Source organism: Streptococcus thermophilus, from assembly GCF_010120595.1.
Taxonomy (GTDB): Bacteria; Bacillota; Bacilli; order Lactobacillales; family Streptococcaceae; genus Streptococcus; species Streptococcus thermophilus.
Window position 1 is genome coordinate 443,575 of sequence record NZ_CP038020.1, and the last position, 24,635, is coordinate 468,209.

At 40.0% G+C, this 24,635-nt stretch carries 16 protein-coding genes, 1 tRNA gene and 3 pseudogenes; 15 read left to right on the forward strand and 5 right to left on the reverse strand.

Annotated features, from left to right (window positions below):
- The first annotated feature begins 31 nt into the window (after window positions 1-31).
- The 5 genes and pseudogenes from E3C75_RS02445 to E3C75_RS02465 all read left to right on the forward strand — a co-directional run bounded on the left by E3C75_RS02445 (window position 32) and on the right by E3C75_RS02465 (window position 7,283).
- Entirely contained in the window at window positions 32-4,426 is a 4,395-nt protein-coding gene (locus E3C75_RS02445; protein WP_111679089.1) for a PolC-type DNA polymerase III, read from the forward strand.
- 163 nt (window positions 4,427-4,589) lie between these two features.
- Window positions 4,590-5,831, forward strand: a complete 1,242-nt coding sequence (locus E3C75_RS02450; RefSeq protein ID WP_100273761.1) for an aminopeptidase — start codon at window positions 4,590-4,592, stop codon at window positions 5,829-5,831.
- Window positions 5,832-5,850: 19 nt separating this feature from the next.
- A complete protein-coding gene (locus tag E3C75_RS02455) occupies window positions 5,851-6,081 on the forward strand; it encodes a GlsB/YeaQ/YmgE family stress response membrane protein (RefSeq protein ID WP_014727289.1) in 231 nt (76 codons plus the stop codon).
- A 133-nt stretch (window positions 6,082-6,214) separates the two neighbouring features.
- A pseudogene (locus E3C75_RS02460) lies at window positions 6,215-6,643 on the forward strand (MarR family winged helix-turn-helix transcriptional regulator).
- Between the two features lie 88 nt (window positions 6,644-6,731).
- Window positions 6,732-7,283, forward strand: a complete 552-nt coding sequence (locus E3C75_RS02465) for an NAD(P)H-dependent oxidoreductase (protein WP_100273507.1) — start codon at window positions 6,732-6,734, stop codon at window positions 7,281-7,283.
- A 49-nt stretch (window positions 7,284-7,332) separates the two neighbouring features.
- On the opposite strand, the pseudogene E3C75_RS02470 reads toward E3C75_RS02465, so the two are convergent.
- Window positions 7,333-7,896: pseudogene (locus E3C75_RS02470) on the reverse strand (IS3 family transposase); the annotation flags it as partial.
- Between the two features lie 587 nt (window positions 7,897-8,483).
- Window positions 8,484-9,437 (reverse strand): S66 family peptidase, encoded by a 954-nt coding sequence (locus E3C75_RS02475; protein WP_100273228.1) that lies wholly within the window; start codon window positions 9,435-9,437, stop codon window positions 8,484-8,486.
- 137 nt (window positions 9,438-9,574) lie between these two features.
- Between E3C75_RS02475 and E3C75_RS02480 the strand changes: the two genes are divergently transcribed.
- From E3C75_RS02480 to tsf, 3 genes are all read left to right on the forward strand, one after another.
- Window positions 9,575-9,645: transfer RNA gene (locus tag E3C75_RS02480), tRNA-Cys, on the forward strand.
- Between the two features lie 314 nt (window positions 9,646-9,959).
- Entirely contained in the window at window positions 9,960-10,727 is a 768-nt protein-coding gene (gene rpsB, locus E3C75_RS02485) for a 30S ribosomal protein S2 (protein WP_082308795.1), read from the forward strand.
- Between the two features lie 110 nt (window positions 10,728-10,837).
- Window positions 10,838-11,878: a translation elongation factor Ts gene (gene tsf, locus E3C75_RS02490; protein WP_014621027.1), complete on the forward strand. Its 1,041-nt coding sequence runs from the start codon at window positions 10,838-10,840 to the stop codon at window positions 11,876-11,878.
- A 109-nt stretch (window positions 11,879-11,987) separates the two neighbouring features.
- Here the strand turns inward: tsf and E3C75_RS02495 are convergent, their stop codons facing one another.
- A complete protein-coding gene (locus E3C75_RS02495) occupies window positions 11,988-12,458 on the reverse strand; it encodes a COG2426 family protein (RefSeq protein ID WP_084825716.1) in 471 nt (156 codons plus the stop codon).
- A 243-nt stretch (window positions 12,459-12,701) separates the two neighbouring features.
- Between E3C75_RS02495 and E3C75_RS02500 the strand changes: the two genes are divergently transcribed.
- Together E3C75_RS02500 and E3C75_RS02505 are read left to right on the forward strand one after the other, a co-directional pair.
- Window positions 12,702-13,157 carry a CtsR family transcriptional regulator gene (locus E3C75_RS02500; RefSeq protein ID WP_011225297.1) on the forward strand — a complete coding sequence of 152 codons (456 nt, stop codon included), beginning with the start codon at window positions 12,702-12,704 and terminating at the stop codon, window positions 13,155-13,157.
- Entirely contained in the window at window positions 13,158-15,608 is a 2,451-nt protein-coding gene (locus E3C75_RS02505; protein WP_084828419.1) for an ATP-dependent Clp protease ATP-binding subunit, read from the forward strand.
- A gap of 127 nt (window positions 15,609-15,735) precedes the next feature.
- Here E3C75_RS02505 and pbp3 (E3C75_RS02510) read toward each other — a convergent pair.
- Both pbp3 (E3C75_RS02510) and pbp3 (E3C75_RS02515) read right to left on the reverse strand, forming a co-directional pair.
- A pseudogene (pbp3, locus tag E3C75_RS02510) lies at window positions 15,736-16,992 on the reverse strand (D-alanyl-D-alanine carboxypeptidase PBP3).
- A 144-nt stretch (window positions 16,993-17,136) separates the two neighbouring features.
- Window positions 17,137-18,384, reverse strand: coding sequence for a D-alanyl-D-alanine carboxypeptidase PBP3 (gene pbp3 / locus E3C75_RS02515; RefSeq protein WP_172451561.1), 1,248 nt, complete (start codon window positions 18,382-18,384; stop codon window positions 17,137-17,139).
- A gap of 207 nt (window positions 18,385-18,591) precedes the next feature.
- On the opposite strand from pbp3 (E3C75_RS02515), the gene pnp reads away from it, so the two are divergent.
- The 5 genes from pnp (at window position 18,592) to E3C75_RS02540 (ending at window position 24,408) form a co-directional block, all read left to right on the forward strand.
- On the forward strand, window positions 18,592-20,817 hold the full coding sequence (pnp, locus tag E3C75_RS02520; RefSeq protein WP_100262595.1) for a polyribonucleotide nucleotidyltransferase: 2,226 nt from the start codon (window positions 18,592-18,594) through the stop codon (window positions 20,815-20,817).
- Between the two features lie 8 nt (window positions 20,818-20,825).
- Window positions 20,826-21,596 (forward strand): SseB family protein, encoded by a 771-nt coding sequence (locus tag E3C75_RS02525; RefSeq protein ID WP_111679091.1) that lies wholly within the window; start codon window positions 20,826-20,828, stop codon window positions 21,594-21,596.
- A 72-nt stretch (window positions 21,597-21,668) separates the two neighbouring features.
- Window positions 21,669-22,289: a serine O-acetyltransferase gene (cysE, locus tag E3C75_RS02530; protein WP_002948444.1), complete on the forward strand. Its 621-nt coding sequence runs from the start codon at window positions 21,669-21,671 to the stop codon at window positions 22,287-22,289.
- Between the two features lie 381 nt (window positions 22,290-22,670).
- The gene (gene cysS, locus E3C75_RS02535) at window positions 22,671-24,014 is read left to right on the forward strand and encodes a cysteine--tRNA ligase (RefSeq protein ID WP_065972795.1); all 1,344 of its coding nucleotides are present in this window, start codon (window positions 22,671-22,673) and stop codon (window positions 24,012-24,014) included.
- Window positions 24,007-24,408 carry a Mini-ribonuclease 3 gene (locus tag E3C75_RS02540; protein WP_111679093.1) on the forward strand — a complete coding sequence of 134 codons (402 nt, stop codon included), beginning with the start codon at window positions 24,007-24,009 and terminating at the stop codon, window positions 24,406-24,408. The genes cysS and E3C75_RS02540 overlap by 8 nt, the downstream gene beginning before the upstream one ends.
- Window positions 24,409-24,635: the final 227 nt, after the last annotated feature.

Consider the following 24,635-nt stretch of genomic DNA (forward strand, 5'->3'; position numbering starts at 1 on the left):
AGTGTTTTTTTGTATATAGGAGTTATTTTTTATGTCTGATAAATTTAAGCTTCTTTTAAAACAAATTCATTTTCCACAGCATGAGGAAGCTTATAATGAAATTAAAAGTGGTTCTATTGAATCAGTAAAGCTATTTAAATCAAAACGTCATTGGTTTTTTGTTTTTTCTTTCAGAAATCTACTGTCATATGAGACTTTCACTCTTTTTGATAATCTGCTTCATTCTTCTTTTGATTCTTTAGGGGCTAAAGTTTCATATATGATTAATGTAGAAGATATTTCTTGTGATCAATCTTTACTTGAAGCTTATTTTTCATATGCTTTAGATATTTTAAAATCATCACACTTTTCAATCTATTCCCTATTCTCCAATTTGGGGATTGAGATTTCTAATAATAGTATTTCTGTTAAGGCTCCTGCGCATATCCTTAGAGAGAATTTACATGAGAGATTTATAGCCCTGATTGCTGATGTTCTTTCGAATGTTGGTTTATCTAATGTTTCTATTTCGGTTCTTGAGGATAAAGAAGCTTCATCCTTTCTTGAAGAGGCTTACGAGACAAATAAGATCTCCTTACAAGAAGAAGCAGAATCTCAAGCTAGACAAGCACTTCAATCAATTGTTCAAAGTTCGCCGGTACCACCACCTCAGAAGCATCAGGCCCAAAATTTTGCTGAGAAACAAAGTCAACGAGTTGCAAGCTTTGATAAGGCTGAGATTACTCCAATGATTGAAGTCAATTCTGAAGAAAATAGGATTATTTTTGAAGGATATATTTTTGATGTGGAGCAACGTGAAACGAAAACAGGTAGGATTATAATAAATTTTAAGGTAACTGATTATACCTCTAGTTTTGCTATGCAACGTTGGGTGAAGGATAGCGAAGAACTTGTTAAGTTCGGTATGATCAAAAAAGGAAACTGGGTAAGAGTTCGAGGTCGTATTGAGAATAATCCTTTTACACATAGTTTGACTATGAACGTACAAGATATTAAGGAAATTTCTCATACTCCTCGTAAGGATTTGATGCCCGAGGGACAGAAGCGAGTTGAATTTCATGCTCATACTAACATGTCAACTATGGATGCTATACCAACAGTTGAAGAGCTTATCGATACAGCGGCTTTTTGGGGACATCCAGCAGTTGCGATAACAGATCATGCAAATGTTCAAAGTTTTCCTCATGGATACCATAAAGCTAAGAAAGCTGGAATTAAGGCGATTTTTGGTCTTGAAGCCAATCTTGTTGAGGACAAAGTTCCTATTGTTTATAATTCCGAAAATTTGGAATTAAAAGAAGCAACTTATGTTGTATTCGACGTAGAAACAACAGGTTTGTCTGCTGTTCATAATGATTTGATCCAGATTGCGGCATCAAAAATGCATAAAGGTAATATTGTTGAGCAATTTGATGAATTCATTGATCCAGGATATCCGCTTTCTGCGTTTACGACTGAATTGACTGGTATTACTGATAATCATGTTAAAGGTGCCAAACCTTTAGTGCAAGTTTTACAGGAGTTTCAAGAATTCTGTAAAGGAGCTGTGCTAGTCGCCCACAATGCGACCTTTGACGTTGGGTTTATGAATGCCAATTATGAAAGACATCAGTTACCGACAATCTCACAACCGGTTATTGATACTTTAGAATTTGCACGGAATCTTTATCCTGAGTATAAACGTCATGGTTTGGGTCCTTTGACAAAGCGTTTTGGCGTTGCCTTGGACCACCACCACATGGCCAACTATGATGCGGAAGCAACAGGTCGTTTGTTGTTTATTTTCATTAAAGATGTATTCGAAAAGCATGGATTGACTAATCTGGAACAGTTGAACACAGAATTGGTCTCTGATGATTCGTATAAGAAGTCTCGTGTCAAACATGCGACGCTATATGTTCAGAATCAAACGGGTTTGAAGAATATCTTTAAATTGGTAAGCCTATCAAATGTATCATATTTTGAGGGAGTAGCCCGTATTCCTCGTAAGGTTTTAGATGAGTATCGTGAGGGAATCATAGTCGGTTCCGCATGTGCAGATGGTGAAGTTTTTGATACTCTCTTGTCTCATGGTATTGATAAGGCAGTTGAAGTTGCTAAATACTATGATTTTATTGAAGTTATGCCACCAGCGATTTATGCGCCATTGATTGCAAAGGATTTAATCAAGGATGAGGGAGCTATAGAACAACTTATTAGGGATTTGATTGAAGTTGCTAATCGTCTTGACAAGCCTGTGCTTGCTACGGGAAATGTACATTATATCAATCCTGAAGATGCCATTTATCGTGAAATCATTGTTCGTGCTTTGGGACAAGGAGCTATGATCAATAGGCCAATTGGTAAGGGGGAAAACGCTCAACCTGCTCCTCTACCGGAAGCTCATTTTAGAACAACCAATGAGATGCTAGATGAATTCGCCTTTTTGGGGAAAGACTTAGCCTATGAGATTGTTGTAGCTAATACACAAGCTATGGCAAATCAAATCGAAGAGGTTGAAGTCGTCAAAAAAGACTTGTATACACCTTATATTGATCGTGCAGAAGAACAGGTTGCAGAGATGACTTATGCTAAAGCATTTGAGCTTTATGGTAATCCTTTGCCTGATATTATTGACTTGCGGATTGAGAAAGAGTTGTCCTCAATTCTTGGTAATGGATTTGCCGTAATATATCTGGCATCGCAGATGCTGGTGAACCGTTCAAATGAACGTGGCTACCTGGTTGGCTCTCGGGGGTCTGTTGGCTCTAGTTTTGTTGCAACAATGATTGGAATTACTGAGGTAAATCCTATGCCACCTCATTATTTATGTCCTAAATGCCAACACTCAGAGTTTATCACGGATGGTTCTTATGGCTCTGGCTTTGATTTGCCTGATAAGGAGTGTTCAGAATGTGGAACTGAGTATAAAAAAGATGGTCAGGATATTCCTTTCGAGACCTTCCTCGGTTTTGATGGGGATAAGGTTCCTGATATTGATTTGAACTTCTCAGGAGATGATCAGCCGTCGGCTCACTTGGATGTACGTGATATTTTTGGAGAGCAATATGCCTTCCGTGCTGGAACGGTAGGTACTGTTGCAGATCGGACAGCTTATGGTTTTGTCAAGGGTTACGAACGTGATTACAATAAGTTCTATCGTGATGCTGAGGTTGATCGTTTGGCTATGGGTGTTGCTGGGGTTAAGCGAAATACAGGTCAGCACCCAGGTGGTATCGTTGTTATTCCAAATTATATGGATGTCTATGATTTTACACCTGTTCAATATCCGGCTGATGATGTAACTGCTGCTTGGCAGACAACTCACTTTAACTTCCACGATATCGATGAGAACGTGTTGAAGCTAGATATTCTGGGACATGATGATCCGACTATGATTCGTAAGTTACAGGACCTATCAGGAATTGATCCAAAGGATATTCGAGCAGATGATCCGGATGTGATGAAACTTTTTTCAGGGACTGAGGTTTTAGGGGTAACGCCTGAACAAATTGGGACCTCAACGGGCGTGTTGGGAATCCCTGAGTTTGGGACTAACTTTGTTCGTGGTATGGTCGAAGAGACGCATCCGACGACCTTTGCGGAACTCTTACAGTTATCTGGTTTATCCCATGGTACAGATGTTTGGTTGGGTAATGCACAAGATTTGATTAAGGAAGGTATTGCCACCCTGAAAACAGTTATCGGTTGTCGTGACGATATCATGGTATACCTAATGCATGCAGGGTTAGATCCTAAGATGGCCTTTACCATTATGGAACGTGTGCGTAAGGGAATGTGGTTGAAAATTTCTGAAGAAGAGCGAAATGGTTATATTCAAGCCATGCGTGAAAATAATATTCCGGACTGGTATATTGAATCTTGTGGTAAAATCAAGTACATGTTTCCTAAAGCCCATGCGGCTGCCTACGTTATGATGGCCCTTCGCGTAGCTTATTTCAAGGTGCACCATCCTATTTATTACTATTGTGCTTACTTCTCGATTCGAGCCAAAGCATTTGAGCTTAAGACTATGTCTGCAGGGCTCGATGCTGTTAAAGCTCGAATGGAAGATATTAAGGAGAAGCGCCAACGAAATGAAGCGACTAATCTTGAAAATGACTTGTTTACAACGCTTGAAATTGTCAATGAAATGTTAGAACGTGGCTTTACTTTTGGCCAGTTAGATCTTTATAAGAGTCAGGCGACTGAATTTTTGATTGAAGGAGATACCTTGATTCCTCCGTTTATCGCACTTGAAGGTTTGGGTGAAAACGTTGCGAAGCAATTGGTTGCTGCGCGTGAAGAAGGGGAATTTCTCTCCAAAACAGAATTGCGTAAACGAGGAGGCCTATCATCAACCTTGGTTGAAAGATTAGATGAAATGGGCATTCTAGGAAATATGCCAGAAGATAATCAGTTAAGTCTTTTTGATGATTTCTTTTAATAGCTAAAGTGAATTGTCATCAACCTTGAGAGAATGGAGTCAGTCTCCGTTCTCTTTTTGTTTAGATATCTGTATGTGATGATAAAAAGCCAAAGCTGATAGAAAACTTTTTTCTTCGTCTTATGGTATACTGATAGAAAATTACAGTTTCAAGGAGTTAATCATGGTTTTACCAAATTTTAAAGAAAATCTTGAGAAATATGCTAAATTATTGGTTGCTAATGGGATTAATGTGCAGCCTGGTCACACAGTGGCCTTGAGCATTGATGTAGAACAAGCAGAGCTGGCTCACCTCTTAGTAAAAGAAGCTTATGCTTTAGGAGCAGCTGAGGTAATTGTTCAATGGTCGGATGATACTATTAATCGCGAGCGTTTCTTGCATGCAGAGACGAATCGAATCGAAGAGGTTCCAGCTTATAAAAAAGCGGAGATGGAATATTTGTTAGAAAAGAAAGCAAGTCGTTTAGGAGTCCGTTCTTCTGATCCAGGTGCCCTTAATGGTGTAGCTCCTGAACGTCTATTTGCTCATGCTAAGGCTATTGGAGCGGCCTTTAAACCTATGCAGGTAGCAACTCAGTCTAATAAGCTTAGTTGGACAGTAGCTGCAGCAGCAGGTAAAGAATGGGCTAAGAAGGTCTTTCCTAATGCTTCGAGTGATGAGGAAGCCGTAGATTTACTTTGGAACCAAATTTTCAAGACCTGTCGTGTTTACGAAAAGGATCCTGTACGTGCCTGGAAGGAACATGCTGATCGTTTAGATGCTAAAGCACGTATACTCAATGAAGCACAATTCTCAGCCCTTCATTACACAGCACCAGGAACAGATTTGACCCTTGGTTTGCCGAAAAACCACGTTTGGGAGTCTGCAGGTGCAATCAATGCCCAGGGAGAGAGCTTCCTTCCTAATATGCCAACAGAAGAGGTCTTTACGGCACCAGATTTCCGTCGTGCATATGGTTATGTCTCAAGTACAAAACCACTAAGCTATAATGGTAATATTATTGAGGGAATCAAAGTAACATTCAAAGATGGTGAAATTGTAGATATTACAGCAGACCAAGGTGAGAAAGTGATGAAGAATCTCGTCTTCAACAATAATGGGGCGCGTGCTCTAGGTGAATGTGCCTTGGTACCAGATTCAAGCCCTATTTCACAATCTGGGATTACCTTCTTCAATACCCTCTTTGATGAGAATGCATCCAACCACCTAGCTATTGGAGCAGCCTATGCGACCAGTGTTGAGGGAGGAGCAGATATGACAGAAGAGGAACTTAAAGCAGCTGGTCTTAACCGTTCTGATGTACATGTAGATTTTATGATTGGCTCAAATCAAATGAATATTGATGGCATCCACCATGATGGTAGCCGTGTACCAATCTTCCGAAATGGTGATTGGGTGATTTAAGTATTGTGGAGGATTTCTCATGATTGGAAGTATGATAGTTGGTTTTCTAATTGGCCTTATTGCCTCTGCTATTTCGAATAGAGGAGAACATATGGGTTGCATTGGTAAGACCTTTGTAGGATGGTTTGGTGCATTTGTTGGTCAGCTTCTTTTTGGAAATTGGGGACCAATGCTAGCAGATACAGCTATAGTTCCTTCGGTATTAGGTGCTGTTATCTTATTAGCCCTTTTTTGGAATCGTAATAGTTAGAAATGAAAGAGTTCTGAGATATTGGTTAGATATCTCAGAATTCTCTTTTTCTTATTTTTTTCATTTTTATATACCACTTTTAGAAAAACTGTGGTAGATTATTAAAAATAGCATCTATTTGGAAAGGACTAGAATGAGTGATCTAGATAAAAACATGGCTGTAAAAAGTATGGTTGTTATGCGTAAGGCTTTTCGGACCATCGATGCCAAAGGTTTCTGAGACCTTTAAAGAATTTAATTTGACACCAACTCAATTTGGAGTCATGGATATGCTTAATGCCAAGGGGCGTATGAAGATTAGCGAATTAATTGATTGCATGCTTGCCACTTCGGGTAATATGACTGTCGTCATTAAAAACATGGATAAAAAGGGTTGGTTGATACGAAAAGCCTGTCAAACAGATAAGCGTGCTTTTGAGATTGATTTGACGGATGAGGGACGCCGTATTATCCAAGCAGCAATCCCCCACATCAGCGAGCAATTGATGAGACTTTTTCCGTTTTGTCTCCTGACGAACAGTCCCAATTGGTAGAGCTTCTGAAAAAATTTAAGAATGTCTGAGCAGAGATTTCTTTATATTTATACTAAAATCAATTATATTACTACGTAGTAGTAAAAATGATTATTAGAAATACAAAGGAAATTTATCATGAAAAACATTCTATTTATCGTTGGTTCTCTTCGTAAGGGATCATTTAACCACCAATTAGCAGAAGAAGCTGAGAAAATGCTAGCTGGTAAAGCTAATGTTTCTTATCTTGAATATAGTCAATTACCTGTTTTTAATCAGGATTTAGAAAGTCCAATTCTTCCTGTTTTGACAGAAGTTCGAGAGCAGATCTTGGCTGCTGATGCTATCTGGATTTTCTCACCGGTTTATAATTTTTCAATTCCTGGGCCAGTGAAAAATTTGCTTGACTGGTTGAGTCGTGCCCTTGATCTATCAGATCCTTCAGGACCATCAGCTCTTCAAGATAAGATTGTAACTGTATCATCAGTTGCTAATGGTGGTCACAATCAACTTTTTGATGCCTACAAAGAATTGTTACCATTTATCCGTACCCAAGTAGTTGGTGATTTTACAGCGACACGTGTAAATGATACAGCCTGGGTAGATGGAAAATTCGTAGTAACAGAAGAAGTTCTTGAAAGCCTTCAGAATCAAGCTGAGGCTTTGATTGAAGCGATTAAATCAGAATAATTAATACCCCGAGCCTTCTGTACTGACCCCAAAAAGTTAGACAATTAATTTACACAAAGGATTTAGTTCTGTATTGCACAGGACTGAGTCCTTTTAATTTTACCTTGATTAGTTTGTTATTGTAATAATCAATATAGTCTACAATAGCTTGTTCCAATTGCTCAAGTGAGTGAAACGTCTTCTCGTAACCATAAAATATCTCAGACTTAAGAATGCCAAAGAAGGACTCCATCATACCATTGTCTGGACTATTTCCCTTACGTGACATGGACGTCTGGATCCCTTTATCCTCTAAAAATTGATGTTAATACTGATGTTGATATTGCCAACCTTGGTCACTAAGGTTATCTGCTTTCTTGCCAACTTCTCCTTGGTATGAAGAATACTTGCGTTTACGACAAATTTGGGAACTTAAACCAAGGAGCTTCATCAGACGTTGGACCTTCTTCTGGTTCACTACAAAACCACGATTCCTCAATTCCGGAGTTATTCGGCGATAGCCATAATTTCCTTTATGCTCATAATAAATTTCTTGAATTTTGCCTTTAGTCTCTTTATCTTTGTCGTGCCCATCTAGTGGTTTCAACTGATAATAGTAAGTCGAGCGAGATAAATTGTATTTATCTTTGCCAAATCATAAGAAAAGTGCAAAGCTTGTTTTTCTGAACTTGATTTTGACCCTGATTAGTTATCGTAAAATTTACCAAGCGACTTATTTATTGAATGTTTGGAGAAAATCATAACTTATCAAGATATATTTGCGACGATTTGCTTGAATTTCTCGAAAAAAATTATTACCCATATCGCGAAAGTGGGTTAGATGACCATTCTGATTTGGAGCATTATATTGCTTGCGTCGAAGAAGTTGGCAATCCGACCATTGTTGCTTTTTTAAAGGCAAATCTATCAAGTCTTTTTGACCAAAACTAAACAAATAAAAACCGCCCTTACAGAGATTAGATAAGAGTGGTTCTTTTTGTGTCATGAAAAGAGTTTTGTTTAAAGTTTATTATTAAGGGTTGCTTATTAAATAAGTGGCAAAAGCAAAAAAATAAGAATAGGTAATAAAATAATTAAGCGGTTCAACATAGTAGATTTCCTCCTTAGATTACAACCCCATTTTAGCAGAGGAATTGATGAAATCGGTTTATTTGCAAATCTGCAAATGAAAATACTTTAATTATTCTTTTTTTAGGTTATTTATTCCTCGATATGAATACTCAAAGTATCAGTGTCAATGCTTGCTTGTGCGCCGATAGTGATTGTAAAGAGTGGCTGAGTGTGGGCAAAATCAAGGTCATACATGACAGGAATGCTTTTAAGAAGTGGGTGCTTGTCTAGGATATAGGTTAATATTTCGGGTGTCATTTGGCATTCCTTTGGGAAGCGTCCGATAAGCACCGCTTTTGGATTGGGGTAAGCTTGTAAAATGGCTGCTAAATTGCGGTCAAAATCATGATAGTCATCTTCTTCTGCCTCTTCTAAGAAAAGGATATAATCGTTGACTTGAGGGGCGTAAGGTGTTCCGCGAAGGAGTCCAAAAGTAGATAAATTTCCACCAATAATGGTGCCAGAAGCTTTCCCTGCGTTGTAAATTTTCCATTCTGTTGGCATAAAATGGCGTGGTTGTGTTGGGTCATACCAAGGGTCGCTTGAGCACTCTTGACTTGGAACAAGGTCATAAGCTGATTTTGTCATGGCATTTAACCAAGCCTTTATCTGGTAATCTTGACCTTCTTTCATTTTAAAACTAGAATATGACAGTCCCATGTAAGTGAGGTTTCCAGTTTTAGCAAAAATAGCATTCAAAAAGGCTGTCGAATCCGAAAACCCACAAATGATTTTAGGGTGTTTGGCAATTAAGTCGTAGTCAATATAGGGCAACAGTTCGTTAGAATTAAAACCACCAATCGTAGCCAGAATAGCATCAACAGAGTCATCAGCAAAAGCAGCGTGCAAATCAGCAACACGGCTCTTGATTGAAGAAGAAGAGAGCATATCAGATTCTAAATAATGTTCTGAAAATGACACACGAAATCCTAGATTTTCTAACGTTTCTTTGGGAGAAAGGTTGGCTTCAAATCCACCCAAGCGAGCAATTGAATCTGACGGACTGAGTACGCGAATGTGACTGTTAGGACTTAGTTTTTTCATAAAACACCTCCAAAGATTTTTAGTATTGTAGCATAAATCCCGTATTTTACAAGGAAATAGAATCGGTAAGATAAGTTCAGAATTTAAGAAAACTACTTGACGTCATTTAGATTTTAAGGTAGAATATTATTCGTTATGGCGGTATAGCCAAGTGGTAAGGCACGGCTCTGCAAAAGCTTGATCGTCGGTTCAAATCCGTCTACCGCCTTTGTATAATGTGTTTACACACAAAAAGCCCGATTCTGTCGGGCTTTTGTTTTCGTAATAAGGGAACAATAATTTATCATGGCAGATATTTTATGATAGGAAGTATGCAAAAATCTTTGCCAAAATACTTTAAAGAAAAGCTTTTTTAAGGTCGCATTTGACTTGTCAAAATTGGGCTTTTATGGTAAAATATGATAGTTGTATTATGCAACAAATACTCATTCTGGATGTATTGTGAACCTGTTGCTCTTTATGGGTGGGTTTGCAAGATGAAGTCTGGGAGAGGAGAAAACAATTTTTTAAGGAGAAATACTCATGGCAGTAATTTCAATGAAACAACTTCTTGAGGCTGGTGTTCACTTTGGTCACCAAACTCGTCGCTGGAATCCTAAGATGGCTAAGTACATCTTCACAGAACGTAACGGAATCCACGTTATCGACCTGCAACAAACTGTAAAAATGGTTGAAACAGCTTACGAATTCGTTCGTGAAGCAGCAGCTAACGATGCAGTAATCTTGTTCGTTGGTACTAAAAAACAAGCAGCTGAAGCAGTTGCTGAAGAAGCAACTCGTGCTGGTCAATACTACATCAACCACCGTTGGTTGGGTGGTACTCTTACAAACTGGAATACTATCAAAAAACGTATCGCTCGTTTGAAAGAAATCAAACAAATGGAAGCTGACGGAACTTTCGAAGTTCTTCCTAAGAAAGAAGTTGCACTTCTTAACAAACAACGTGCACGTCTTGAAAAATTCTTGGGTGGTATCGAAGATATGCCTCGTATTCCAGATGTAATCTACATCGTTGACCCACACAAAGAACAAATCGCTGTTAAAGAAGCTAAGAAACTTGGTATCCCAGTTGTAGCAATGGTTGATACAAACGCTGATCCAGATGAGATCGATGTAATCATCCCAGCTAATGATGATGCTATCCGTGCCGTTAAATTGATCACTTCAAAAATGGCTGACGCTATCATCGAAGGTAATCAAGGTGAAGACGCTTCTGCAGATTTCCAAGAAGCAGCTGCAGCTGATTCAATCGAAGAAATCGTTGAAGTTGTCGAAGGTGACAACAACTAATCTTTAAGATTGGTTAGGGCGTGTTGCCCACTAAAGATACGACAAACACCTAAGGGGCGGGGCTCAGCCCAGCCCCTTAGTTTTATAAAATAAATTTGGAGAAAAACAAAATGGCAGAAATTACAGCTAAACTTGTTAAAGAATTGCGTGAAAAATCTGGTGCTGGTGTCATGGACGCAAAAAAAGCATTGGTTGAAGTTGATGGCGATATCGAAAAAGCGATTGAATTACTTCGAGAAAAAGGTATGGCTAAAGCAGCTAAGAAAGCTGACCGTATTGCAGCTGAAGGTTTGACAGGTGTTTACGTTAGCGGTAACGTTGCAGCAGTTGTTGAAGTTAACGCTGAAACTGACTTCGTTGCGAAAAACGCTCAATTCGTTGAGTTGGTAAACGAAACAGCTAAAGTGATTGCTGAAGGTAAACCAGCTAACAATGAAGAAGCACTTGCATTGACTATGCCTTCAGGTGAAACTCTTGAAGCTGCATACGTAACTGCTACAGCTACTATCGGTGAAAAAATCTCATTACGTCGTTTTGCAGTTGTTGAGAAAACCGATGCACAACACTTCGGAGCTTACCAACACAACGGTGGACGTATCGGTGTTGTTTCAGTTATCGAAGGTGGAGATGAAGCTATTGCAAAACAAATCTCAATGCACATCGCAGCGATGAAACCAACTGTTCTTTCATACTCTGAATTGGACGAACAATTTGTTAAAGATGAATTGGCACAACTTAACCATGCTATCGATCAAGATAACGAAAGCCGTGCAATGGTTAATAAACCAGCTCTTCCACACCTTAAATATGGATCTAAAGCTCAATTGACTGATGAAGTTATCGCTCAAGCTGAAGAAGATATCAAAGCTGAGTTGGCTGCTGAAGGTAAACCAGAAAAAATCTGGGATAAAATCATCCCAGGTAAAATGGACCGCTTCATTCTTGACAACACTAAAGTTGACCAAGCGTACACTCTTCTTGCCCAAGTTTACATCATGGACGACAGCAAAACAGTTGAAGCTTACCTTGAATCAGTAAATGCTTCAGTAGTAGAATTCGTTCGCTTTGAAGTTGGTGAAGGTATTGAAAAAGCATCTAACGACTTTGAATCAGAAGTTGCAGCCACAATGGCAGCAGCTCTTAACAACTAATTCTAGTTGCTAGATAAAAAGAAAAGAAGTTACGTGAATCAATCGTAACTTCTTTTTTGTTGTAATTAGAAAACATCTGAGCATTTCTCCAGATGTCTAAACATTTCTATTAATGAGCAAGAGTGTCTACTCCAAATAGAAGGGAGAGAGTTCCCATAATGATACCTGCGAGGATAACTCCGAGCATAACAGCTAGAACACTGCGCTTAAAGTCCCAGTCTAGGATAGATGCTGCAAGCGTACCAGTCCAAGCTCCTGTTCCTGGAAGTGGAATTCCTACAAAGAGCAGAAGGGCCCAGAAGATACCCTTGTCTCCAGCAGCTTTTTCAAGCTTTTGACCCCCACTATGGCCTTTTTTTAGACACCAGGTAAAGAAACCACCGATAAGAGGTTTGTCAGCACCCCACTTGAGAACACGGCGGGCGAAGAAGAAAATAATTGGAACTGGAAGCATGTTCCCAATCACACAAAGGACAAGGGCCTGCCACCAAGGAATACCTGAGGCGATAGCAACAGGAACTGCTCCGCGGAGTTCAACAAGGGGAATCATAGAGATTAAGAATGCAATGATGTATTTCATGAGTAACCTTTCATAAGGAAATGGAATAAGAGATAAAATTCAAGGAATGTGAGTTTTATCGTGGTGTTCAGGATATTTCAGTAAAAAAATTGAGAAACCTACTATTTTTAGTCTTATCTATTGTATCTTATATGTTCTCCAATGACAACTTTAAAAAGCTTTTCGAGAGTATAGTTTCCCATGTGCTAACATTTTTGGTATAATAATAGTCAGTTATAGTCAAATTAGACTGGAGGAATTAAGATGGCAAGAAATACATCAGATAGTATAGAAGAATATATTAAAGAATTGCTGGGCCAGTCTGGAACTGCTGAGATTCAACGCTCGAACTTAGCAGATGCTTTTCAAGTAGTACCAAGTCAGATTAACTATGTTATCAAGACTCGTTTTACAGAGAGTCGTGGGTATATTGTTGAGAGCAAACGTGGTGGTGGCGGCTATATTCGCATTGTCAAAGTTAGATTCTCCGACAAACACCATATGATTAATGATTTGCTGCAAAATTTGGCAGATCAGCTCAGCGAACAAGTCTTTACAGACCTCATTCAGTTGCTTTTTGATGAAAAGATTATCACTGAGCGTGAGGGAAATTTGATTTTAGCGACTGCTAGTGATGATGTTTTAGGCGAAGATGCGGCTATCATTCGTTCGCGTATTCTACGCTCGCTATTACTTAGATTGGATAGAGAAGGGAATTAGATGACGATATATTCAAGAAAAATGCAGGCCATTTTCCATCGTGCTCAGCTTGAAGCGGAGCGTTTTGAAAGTCCTTTCTTGGAGACTTGGCATGTGCTTCTGGCTATGGTTGAGGTTCCGGGATCTGTAGCCTACTTAACATTTACTGATTTTGAGGACCGTATTCATTCGGAAGAGATTGAGACAGCTGCTGTATTGGCTATGGAGAAGAGGCCAAAAGACTTGTCGAAATCAGATATTATCGATTTACGTGCACAGTCACCTGCGCTAGAGGCTATGTTGCAAGAGGCGCAAGGAATCGCTAGTGTGACTGGTGCTGTAGAGGTGGGGTCTGAACATGTATTGATGGCCTTCCTTCTTCATAAGGATTTAATGGTTTGTCGCCTCCTTGAAGTGGCTGGTTTTCAATATAAAGATGATAGCGATAAACCTCGCATCATAGATTTACGACGTTCTTTGGAGCGTAATGCTGGTCTTAGCAAGCAAGATTTGAAGGCAATTCACGATCTTCGTAAACCTAAGAAATCAAAAGCATCTGCGAATTTTGCCAATATGATGCAACCTCCTCAATCATCTACTGGTGAACTGGCAGATTATACCAAAGACTTAACTGCATTAGCGGAGTCAGGAAATCTTGATCCCGTTATTGGACGCGATGAAGAAATTTCACGCATGATTCAGGTTTTGAGTCGTAAAACGAAGAATAATCCTGTCTTGGTAGGTGAAGCTGGTGTCGGTAAGACAGCACTTGCTCTTGGTTTAGCGCAACGTATTGCTTCAGGCGAAGTACCATTTGAATTGGCTGATATGCGTATCTTAGAGCTTGACATGATGAGCGTTGTTGCAGGGACACGTTTCCGTGGTGATTTCGAAGAGCGTATGAATCAGATCATTGATGAGATTGAAGCTGATGGGAAAATCATTCTCTTTATTGACGAACTACATACGATTATTGGATCTGGTTCAGGTATTGATAGTACCTTGGATGCGGCTAATATTTTGAAACCGGCCCTTGCGCGCGGGACACTTCACATGGTTGGAGCAACCACGCAAGCTGAATACCAAAAGCATATTGAGAAAGATGCAGCTTTATCCCGTCGTTTTGCTAAAATTACAATTGAAGAACCAAGTGTATCTGAAGCAATCGATATTTTAAACGGTTTGCGTTCGTCTTATGAAGACTATCATCGTGTGACTATTACGGACGCGGCAGTTGAGACGGCAGTCAAGGCAGCGCATCGCTATTTGACGAGTAAGAATTTGCCTGATTCGGCAATTGACCTTTTAGATGAAGCGAGTGCAACTGTTCAAGTTCGTATCAAAAAAGAGGCCAAACGTGAGATAACGCCTTTGGATGAAGCACTTATATCTGGGGATATTAGGGCTGCTGTTAAACAGTATAAGGCTAACCAAAAGGCAAAATTTCCTAAACCTACTTTGGTAGATGCGGATCAGATTATGCAAACTCTTAGTCGTTTATCAGGTATCCCTGTTGAGAAGATGACGCAGACTGACAGCAAGCGTTACCTAAATCTTGAATCAGAACTCCACAAACGTGTTATTGGTCAAGATGAGGCGGTTTCGGCTATCAGCCGTGCTATTCGTCGTAATCAGTCAGGTATTCGTACTGGAAAACGTCCTATTGGCTCCTTCATGTTCCTTGGACCTACTGGTGTTGGTAAGACAGAATTGGCCAAGGCTTTGGCGGAAGTTCTCTTTGATGATGAATCAGCTTTGCTTCGCTTTGATATGTCGGAGTATATGGAAAAATTTGCGGCTAGTCGCCTTAATGGTGCTCCTCCAGGGTATGTCGGATATGATGAGGGTGGAGAGTTGACAGAGAAAGTTCGAAATAAGCCCTACTCAGTTCTTCTCTTTGACGAGATTGAGAAAGCTCATCCAGATATCTTCAACGTTCTCTTACAGGTTTTGGATGACGGTGTTTTAACAGATAGCCGTGGTCGTAAGGTTGATTTTTCAAACACTATCATCATTATGACCTCAAATTTGGGAGCTACAGCTCTTCGTGATGATAAAACTGTTGGTTTTGGTGTTCAAACTATTTCTCATAATCACCAAGCCATGCAAGCACGCATTATGGAAGAGCTTAAGAAGTCCTATCGTCCAGAATTTATTAACCGTATTGATGAGAAGGTTGTCTTCCACAGCTTAGAGGAAGAACAACTACATGACATTGTCAAGATTATGGTTAAACCATTAATTTCAGCTCTAGCCGATAAAGGTATAAGCTTAAAATTCCAACCAGCTGCTCTTAAGCATTTGGCTAAGGATGGCTATGATATTGAGATGGGAGCTCGTCCATTACGTCGTACGATTCAAACTCAAGTGGAGGACAAGTTGTCTGAGTTATTACTAGGTGGCCAAGTTGTTAGCGGACAGACCCTTAAGATTGGTTGCTCGAAAGATAAATTAACCTTTACAGTAGTGTAAATATTAAACATCAAAGACAGATTACACCCATAATCTGTCTTTTTGTGTCGATAAGAGTCAAGATAGAGTCAACCTTTCCGTAAAGCAGGCGTAAAAGAAAAAGTCGAGCCACGCTCGACTGTAAGTATTAGAGTTTCTCGTTGACAAAGGTGACAAAGTGGTTCCACCAAACCTTGAGGAAGAAGCTCTTCTTAACTTCTTTACCAGCAACCAGTTCCATGCTTGGCAGCCTTGGTTAGGTAGGTAGCCATCTCCTACAAGAGTCCTATCTTCAAAGGTGGCTGTTCCCACCTTGTCTCCTGACTTGACAGGGGCTTGAATCTGGTTGGTAGTGACTTTAATGTGTTTGTTATTGTTAGCATCTATTTTTTGGATAGTATTAAAGTCAGACTTAGCGACAGCAGACACTTGCTTGGATTTACCATCGAGGACATCTACTTGGCTTTTGCTGATGGCTTGTCCTTTCTTAGCAATAGTCTTACTTTCCCAATGGTAGACCACGTAATTAAGGAGTTCATTGGTTGCGGTAAACCAGGCATAGTCATCCGTATCGGTGTGCTCAGCATTTATGATGACTGTGATAATACTCATCCCACTTTCATTTGAATGGGCTACGAAGGAGGCTCCGGCCAAATCAGTGGTACCCGTTTGGAGCCCATCAACTCCCTTGCGGTAACTAGGCTGTTCCTTAAGCATATAGTTAAAGGTTTTGAGTTTATTGACACCATTAAAATTAGCTTCTGTCTTTTTAGTGATGTCGAGGATTTCGGGATATTCTTTAATCACATGTTGTGCAATGACAGCAACACCCTTGGCACTCATGGTGTTTTCTTCATCTGATTTAGAACCTGGATAAATATTATTACCTAAATAGGAATTATTAAGACCAGAGGCATTGACAATCTTGGCATCAGTGATACCCCAGTCTTTGAGTTGGGCTTTCATCATGTCGGCAAACTTACTCTCAGTGCCTCCGATTTCCTCGGCTAGGGCAATGGCTGCGCTGTTGGCACTGGCAAATAAGAGTTGCGTCGAGGAGCTGTTTGACAGTGTACTTACGGGCATCTAGTGGAATATTGGACACTCCGGCACTGACAGTCAATTCAAAGGGATAGTCAGAAATGTCGACTTTAGTGTTCCATTTGAGGTCTCCTTGGTCTACCGCTTTATAAACCATATAGGCTGTTAGAAGTTTGGTAATAGAGCCAATCCCAGTAGGGGTAGTCGCATCTTTTTCGTATAAAATCTTACCGGTAGTTGCTTCGACAGCAATAGCATGCTTGGCTGAGGCATCAAATCCTTTTTTCTTATCTGCTGCAAAAGTAGGAGTTACGCTTCCCAGACAGAGTAAGAAGGTCATAATAAGCGTAATCAGTTTTTTCATGGTTTGTTCTTTCATGTGTTTTGGATATTTATTATACCACATTTTGAGAGGAACTTAAGGTGTTGAGAAGGAGCTTTTACGATTATACCACGATTTTCAAAGCAAATAAAAACTATCTTTTGATATTAAAAGATAGTTTTGTGTTTACTTGTTTCCTGTGAAGAAATTAAGGATATGATTCCACCAAACTTTTAAGAAGAAGCTTTTCTTAATGGACTGGTTGGCTGTGACATCAACTTGAGGTGGATCAGAAATATAACTTGTTCCTACGAGATCTTTATCATCATAGATTGCTGTTCCAATGGTATCTCCTTTTTTGATAGGAGCTGTCACGGTTTTGGCTTGGATTTTTACTGAATCATTTAGGCTATTTATTTTTTGGACGACTGTAAGATCTGATTCGAGCCTAGCAGAGATGGTTTTTCTGTCTCCATCGGCTACCTTGATATCATTTTTCTTGACGATTTGTCCATTAGTGTTGAGGGTTTTGATTTCCCAGTTTTGTGTCACATAATCTAGCAACTCATTTATGGCTGTGAAACGTGCAGATTCATCGTCCCCACCATTGTACGCATTCATAACGACTGTAATCAAGCTCATGCCATTTTCATTGGAGTGGGCTACGAAGGATGCCCCAGCTAGTTCAGTTGTTCCAGTCTTAAGCCCATCAACCCCCTCACGGTAGTTTTCTTGGCCTTCTAACATATAGTTGTGGGTAGTCAATTTGTTGTCACCCTCGAAATCAACCTCGGTTTGTTTGGTGATTTCGAGTACTTGGGGATAGTCTTTGATGAGATGGTCTGCGATAATCGCAATATCTAGAGCACTCATGGTATTTTCGTCATCTGGTTTAGAGCCAGGATAACGGTTATCTCCTAGATATTTATTGTTCAGACCTGAAGCGTTAAATAATTTAGCATCTGTAATGCCCCATTCTTTTAGTTGGGCTGTCATAGTGTCAACAAAGGTACTCTCTGTTCCTGAGATTTTTTCAGCTAGAGCAATTGCTGCACTGTTGGCACTACTAATGAGGGTGGCATCTAAGAGTTGTTTGACAGTATATTTTCGAGAGTCTAGTGGGACGTTTGAAACCTCTGAATCAACTGTTAAGTTGAATGGATAATCTGAGATACCTACCTCAGTGTCCCAAGTAATTTTACCTTGATCAACAGCTTTGTAGACCATGTAGGCTGTCAGGATTTTCGTCATTGAAGCAACACCATCAGGAGTTGTAGCATCCTTTTCATAGAGCACTTTTCCTGTAGTGGTTTCGATAGCGATCGCATGTTTTGCAGCAACATTGAAGGAATCAGTCTGATCTTGTGCTAGGGCAGGTGTTGCTAGGCCTATTAAGATTAAGGCAATCATAATGATGTGTTGTAATTTTTTCATAGTCATTCCTTTGTCTCTCATAAGTGTTTATTATATCACAAAACCACTTAAATATCTGAAATCGAGAAAAGCTTGGAGCGCAACTTATGCCGAAGCTCTGCCATTTTCGACTATAATATGGTAAAATGGAAGTTATATCAAATGAATGATATAAAGTTGACCAGTTCGTTTTTGTGGGGTTGGTTATGGATAAAAAGAGGGATCAACATGGCTAAACAAACTTTTGAGATGACCTTTGAAGGACGCCCACTTGTTGTGGAAGTGGGACAGGTAGCCAAGCAGGCTAATGGTGCCGTTGTAGTACGTTATGGAGATACAACCGTATTGTCAGTAGCTGTTATGTCTAAAAAGATGGCAACTGCAGATTTCTTTCCTTTACAGGTTAATTATGAGGAAAAAATGTATGCGGCTGGTAAGTTCCCAGGAGGCTTTAGCAAGCGTGAGGGACGACCTTCGACTGATGCCACTTTGACTGCTCGTCTTATTGACCGTCCTATTCGTCCCATGTTTGCGGAGGGTTTTCGTAACGAAGTTCAAGTCATTAATACTGTTCTCTCTTATGATGAGAATGCTAGTGCGCCAATGGCCGCTATGTTTGGGAGTTCTTTAGCACTTTCTATTTCGGATATTCCTTTCAATGGTCCTATTGCTGGGGTTCAAGTGGCTTATGCAGCGGAAGATTTCATCATCAACCCAAGTGCATCAGATAAAGAAGTTTCACATTTAGACTTGATAGTGGCAGGTACCAAGGAAGCCATCAATATGGTAGAAGCAGGTGCTCAGGAATTGTCAGAGGACATCGTGTTGCAAGCACTTTTGAAGGGACATGAAGCTATTCAAGAGTTGGTTGATTTCCAAAATTATATTGTTGCGGCTGTTGGTAAGGAAAAGGCTGAGGTTGAACTGTTCCAAGTGGATGCTGATTTGAAGGCTGAAATTGAAGCAGTTTATTATGATCAGTTAGCTAAGGCTGTTCAGGTGGAAGAAAAACTGGCGCGTGAGGCAGCAACCAAGGCTGTTAAAGAAGAGGTCCTCGCTTCTTATCAAGAACGTTTTGCAGAAGATGAGGATAAGGAAACCATTCTACGTGATGTGGTAGAAATCCTTGAGCAGATGGAACATGCTGAAGTGCGCCGTCTGATTACAGAAGACAAGGTTCGTCCTGATGGTCGTCGTGTGGATGAAATTCGTCCTTTGGATGCTGAAATTGACTTTCTGCCAAATGTTCATGGATCAGGTCTCTTTACACGTGGGCAAACCCAGGCCTTATCAGTCTTGACTTTAGCCCCTATGAGTGATACACAACTCGTTGATGGTTTGGATCCAGAGTATAAGAAACGTTTCCTTCACCACTACAATTTCCCTCAGTATTCGGTGGGTGAAACAGGGCGTTACGGTGCACCAGGCCGTCGTGAAATTGGTCACGGAGTTTTAGGTGAACGTGCCCTTGCTCAAGTTCTTCCAAGCGTTGAAGAGTTTCCATATGCTATCCGTTTGGTATCCGAAGTCTTGGAGTCAAATGGTTCTTCTTCACAGGCTTCTATTTGTGCAGGCACTTTGGCTCTTATGGCCGGTGGGGTGCCGATTAAGGCACCTGTTGCGGGAATTGCCATGGGTCTTATTTCAGATGGAACCAACTACACTGTTCTAACCGACATTCAAGGTTTAGAAGATCATTTTGGTGATATGGACTTTAAGGTGGCTGGTACACGTCTAGGTATTACAGCTCTTCAGATGGATATTAAGATTTCAGGAATTACACCTGCTATTCTTGAGGAAGCTTTAGCTCAAGCTAAGGTGGCACGTTTTGAAATTCTTGATGTTATTGAGTCAGCGATTGCTGAACCACGTTCGGAATTGGCCCCAACAGCTCCTAAGATCGATAGTATTCAGATTCCTGTTGACAAGATTAAGGTTGTCATCGGTAAGGGTGGTGAAACCATTGACAAGATTATCGCTGAGACAGGTGTCACAATTGATATCGATGAAGAAGGACTCGTTCAGATTTTCTCTAGTGATCAGGATGCTATTGACCGTGCTAAAACAATCATCTCTGACCTTGTACGTGAAGCTAAGGTTGGCGAGGTCTACACCGTACCAGTTGTGCGTATTGAAAAGTTCGGTGCCTTTGTCCACCTCTTCAATAAGACTGATGCCTTAGTCCACATTTCAGAATTAGCTTGGAAACACACTGAGCATGTTGAAGATGTGGTTAAGGTTGGGGATATGGTAACCGTTAAAATTATCAAAATCGATGAAAAAGGTCGTGTTGATGCTTCAATCAAAACCTTGCTTCCTAAACCTGAAAAAAATGAAGACGGGGAAAATGGAGAAGAGCATCGTCACTGCTGTTGTTCTCATCATAAACCAGACCATCATAATGAAAGTGTGGAAGCACCGAAAAAAAGTGATGAATCAGAAACGAAAGAATAAATAGAATAATGACAGAAAATCAAGAATTGCAAGCCTTTGATGAAACCTTGAGAGAGTTTTTAACGGAACCAGACCATTTTTTGACTAGTCTGTCCTTGGTTAATCACCTCCAACATACTCCGGTATTGGCAACTCAAAGCCTTTATGCAGTTGAAGTAGAAGGGAAGAAGGTTGTTCCTGTCTTTACAAGTGAGCAGGATTTGCAAGCCTTTAAAGATACTCAAGATAGTGCCAAAGATCAGACTTGGGTAAAATGTTCAAGTTTAGATATTCTATCTCAGCTTGTTGAGGCAGAACTTTTTGGCCTTGCTTTTAACCTTAAAGAGGTGGGTGACTTCTCGAATACCACTCTTTTTGCAAGCAGTGAATTAATTCAATTCATCAACTATTTTACTCAGACTCTTAATAATCTTCTGGGTGAGAAAAATCAAAAGGCAGATCCTAAGGATAAGATTTATCTTGTTCCAGCCTTCGTTCACAAGCGCGAGGAAGATGGTCAGGATGACCGTTTCTTTGCGACTATGTCGAATGCAGAGGGGCAGAGCTATGTGCCTGTGTTTACAAACTTGACGAGCTTTGCTAAATGGTACGGGAGCGAGACTTTTGGTTTACCTTTCCGTAAGGCTAAAGGGACCATTCTGCAGTGGCCATTGGCAGAAATTTACCAGCCTTCAAGTGGCGAAAATGAGTTGGACAAGGTTCAAGGTGTTGTCATCAATCCTTTTGATGAGCATCCTGAGTTAGTCGATTGGGCTTATTTTGAGGATGATAGCAAGTAATCCTGGTATTATCAAACCTCTGAAAAGATAATAAGGCGACAGTAAACAATAATGATATAAGGAGTGACCTATATGGGGTGGTGGAAAGAAAGTATTGATATTGTAAAGAAAAATGATCCAGCGGCTCGGACAAGTTTGGAGGTTCTTTTAACCTATCCTGGTCTCAAAGCCTTGGCCGCTCATCGTATCTCACATTTTCTCTGGCGCCACAATTGTCGACTCTTAGCTCGTATGCATAGTCAATTTTGGCGATTTTGGACTCAGATTGAGATTCACCCTGGGGCTCAGATTGCTGAAGGTGTCTTTATTGATCACGGTTCTGGCCTTGTCATTGGTGAAACAGCTGTGGTTGAAAAAGGAGCTATGCTCTATCACGGTGTTACTTTAGGTGGTACTGGTAAAGATGTCGGAAAACGTCACCCAACCGTTCGTGAGGGTGCATTGGTTTCAGCCCATGCTCAGATTATTGGCCCTATTGAGATTGGAAAAAATGCCAAGGTAGGTGCAGGAGCTGTGGTTGTTGCCGATGTCCCAGAAGATGTTACGGTAGTTGGTGTCCCTGCTAAGGTCGTACGTGTTCACGGTAAAAAGGATGAAGAAGTGATTCATGACATTGAGGAAGGTCGTGAATACTATAGCGAAAAGCTAGAAGATCTTCTAAAAGCAGCTAGCTTTCACTCATCACGTCTATAAGGAAAGAAAAAGATGAGACTCTTTAGTTCAAAGGTGACTTGACTGACCGTTGTAGGTCCACTCGCTCTTGTTTACATTGCTTTACATAGAGGGGATTATAGCAGGGCTGCTTTATGGTTTTGTATCTCTTTTTTGTGGGCTGGTATTGTCTACAAGCAACGTCACAAGTGAGACTTGAGTTGTGAAAAAATTGTTCAAAAGTAATCCTTTTTTGGTCTTTTATTTTATATAGTTGGGAGCTTTGTTTCTGCTATGTTTCTTTTGGCTCAAGGTCTGCTAGTTGCGGCCATGGGGATTATCATTCTCGTTATACTCTTATGTTTATACTTAAACCATTTTAGGGATAAAAAATAGTTTCCAATTAATTGAAAGGAATCTCTAGTGATAAAAATTTATGATACAATGACACGTTCGCTCCGTGATTTCGTACCTTTGACAGAGAACACTGTCAATATGTATGTTTGCGGACCAACCGTCTACAATTATATTCATATCGGAAATGCCCGTTCAACAGTAGCTTTTGATACCATTCGTCGTTATTTTGAGTATCGTGGTTATACTGTTAACTACATTTCTAACTTTACAGATGTAGATGATAAGATTATCAAGGCGGCCAATGAAGTTGGTATTTCGACCAAAGAATTATCAGACAAGTTTATCACAGCCTTTATGGAAGATACCGCACAACTTGGAATCAAACCAGCGACACAAAATCCTCGTGTTATTAACTACATGGATGAAATCATTGCATTTGTATCAATCTTGATTGATAAAGGTTTTGCTTATGTTTCTGAAGGTGATGTATACTTCCGAGTAACTAAGTCAAACAATTATGCTAAATTAGCCAACAAGACCTTGGAAGATCTTGAAATTGGTGCTAGCGGACGTACGGATGCTGAGACAGATCGTAAGGAAGATCCTCTGGATTTTGCCCTTTGGAAAGCTGCCAAAGAAGGAGAGATTTCTTGGGAAAGTCCTTGGGGACCTGGACGTCCAGGCTGGCACATCGAATGTTCTGTTATGGCAACTGAAATCCTTGGGGATACTATCGATATCCATGGTGGAGGTGCGGACCTTGAGTTCCCACACCATACTAATGAAATCGCACAATCAGAAGCCAAGACTGGTAAGACCTTTGCTAATTACTGGATGCATAACGGTTTTGTCAATGTGGACAATGAGAAAATGTCAAAATCCTTGGGTAACTTTGTGACTGTTCATGATATGCTTAAGACGGTTGATGGGCAAGTGCTTCGCTTCTTCCTAGCGACACAACAGTATCGTAAACCAATTAACTTTACCGAGAAAGCTATCCATGATGCTGAAGTCAATCTCAAGTATTTGAAAAATACGCACAGTCTACCACTAACAGAAGAGGTAAGCCAAGCCGAATTGCAAACTTATCTTGATGCTTTCCAGGCGGCTATGGATGATGACTTTAATACGGCAAATGGTGTGACTGTTCTGTTTGATATGGCTAAATGGATTAATTCAGGCAACTATGATGAAACTGTTAAAGATGCTTTTGAAAAAATTCTACAAGTCTTCGGTATTGTTTTCGAAGAAGAAACTCTTGATGAAGATATCGAAAAACTCATTGAAGAGCGTCAAGCAGCTCGTGCCAACAAGGACTTTGCGACAGCAGATCGTATTCGTGATGAGTTAGCTGCTCAAGGTATCAAACTTCTTGATACCAAGGAGGGCGTGAGGTGGACACGTGACTAAACACATTGATGTAAATCTTATTAGTGGTATTGCACTCGCCTTTGAGGGAGATGCTGTTTATTCCTTATACATTCGCCGTCACCTGATTTTTCAAGGACAGACTAAGCCAAATCAATTGCATCGTCTAGCTACATGCTATGTTTCCGCCAAGGCTCAAGCTAGCCTCATTGAAAAAATGCTAGAGCGAGAGCTTTTGACTGAAAAAGAGCTGGACATCTACAAACGAGGTCGTAATGCTAAGAGTCATACCAAAGCTAAAAATACGGATGTTATTACCTATAAAATGTCAACAGGCTTCGAGGCAGTCATGGGTTATCTTCATATGACCGAGGATATCAACCGTCTAGAAGAGTTGGTTGCTTGGTGCATTGATGAAGTTGAAAAAGAAATCTAAAAATTCTGCTGAGATCAGGATTTTTTGTTGTTTAAAATTCATCTAGATTGTGAAAAATAAACGATGTCTAAAAATCAATATTGTTTGATAATCAAAGTAATTCAGTGTTTTAACAATAAAAAATAAGATAAAACTGATATTTAGAGGCTTTAAAATGAGGAAATTAAGGAGTGTCTGACACGTGTAATCTCGATACTATAACGTTTTTTAATAAAACTCTTTTAACA

Coding starts and splice junctions, on each gene's coding strand:
- E3C75_RS02445 (WP_111679089.1), top strand. CDS start 32: ATGTCTGATAAATTTAAGCTTCTTTTAAAACAAATTCATTTTCCACAG.
- E3C75_RS02450 (WP_100273761.1), top strand. CDS start 4,590: ATGGTTTTACCAAATTTTAAAGAAAATCTTGAGAAATATGCTAAATTA.
- E3C75_RS02455 (WP_014727289.1), top strand. CDS start 5,851: ATGATTGGAAGTATGATAGTTGGTTTTCTAATTGGCCTTATTGCCTCT.
- E3C75_RS02465 (WP_100273507.1), top strand. CDS start 6,732: ATGAAAAACATTCTATTTATCGTTGGTTCTCTTCGTAAGGGATCATTT.
- E3C75_RS02475 (WP_100273228.1), bottom strand. CDS start 9,437: ATGAAAAAACTAAGTCCTAACAGTCACATTCGCGTACTCAGTCCGTCA.
- rpsB (WP_082308795.1), top strand. CDS start 9,960: ATGGCAGTAATTTCAATGAAACAACTTCTTGAGGCTGGTGTTCACTTT.
- tsf (WP_014621027.1), top strand. CDS start 10,838: ATGGCAGAAATTACAGCTAAACTTGTTAAAGAATTGCGTGAAAAATCT.
- E3C75_RS02495 (WP_084825716.1), bottom strand. CDS start 12,458: ATGAAATACATCATTGCATTCTTAATCTCTATGATTCCCCTTGTTGAA.
- E3C75_RS02500 (WP_011225297.1), top strand. CDS start 12,702: ATGGCAAGAAATACATCAGATAGTATAGAAGAATATATTAAAGAATTG.
- E3C75_RS02505 (WP_084828419.1), top strand. CDS start 13,158: ATGACGATATATTCAAGAAAAATGCAGGCCATTTTCCATCGTGCTCAG.
- pbp3 (WP_172451561.1), bottom strand. CDS start 18,384: ATGAAAAAATTACAACACATCATTATGATTGCCTTAATCTTAATAGGC.
- pnp (WP_100262595.1), top strand. CDS start 18,592: ATGGCTAAACAAACTTTTGAGATGACCTTTGAAGGACGCCCACTTGTT.
- E3C75_RS02525 (WP_111679091.1), top strand. CDS start 20,826: ATGACAGAAAATCAAGAATTGCAAGCCTTTGATGAAACCTTGAGAGAG.
- cysE (WP_002948444.1), top strand. CDS start 21,669: ATGGGGTGGTGGAAAGAAAGTATTGATATTGTAAAGAAAAATGATCCA.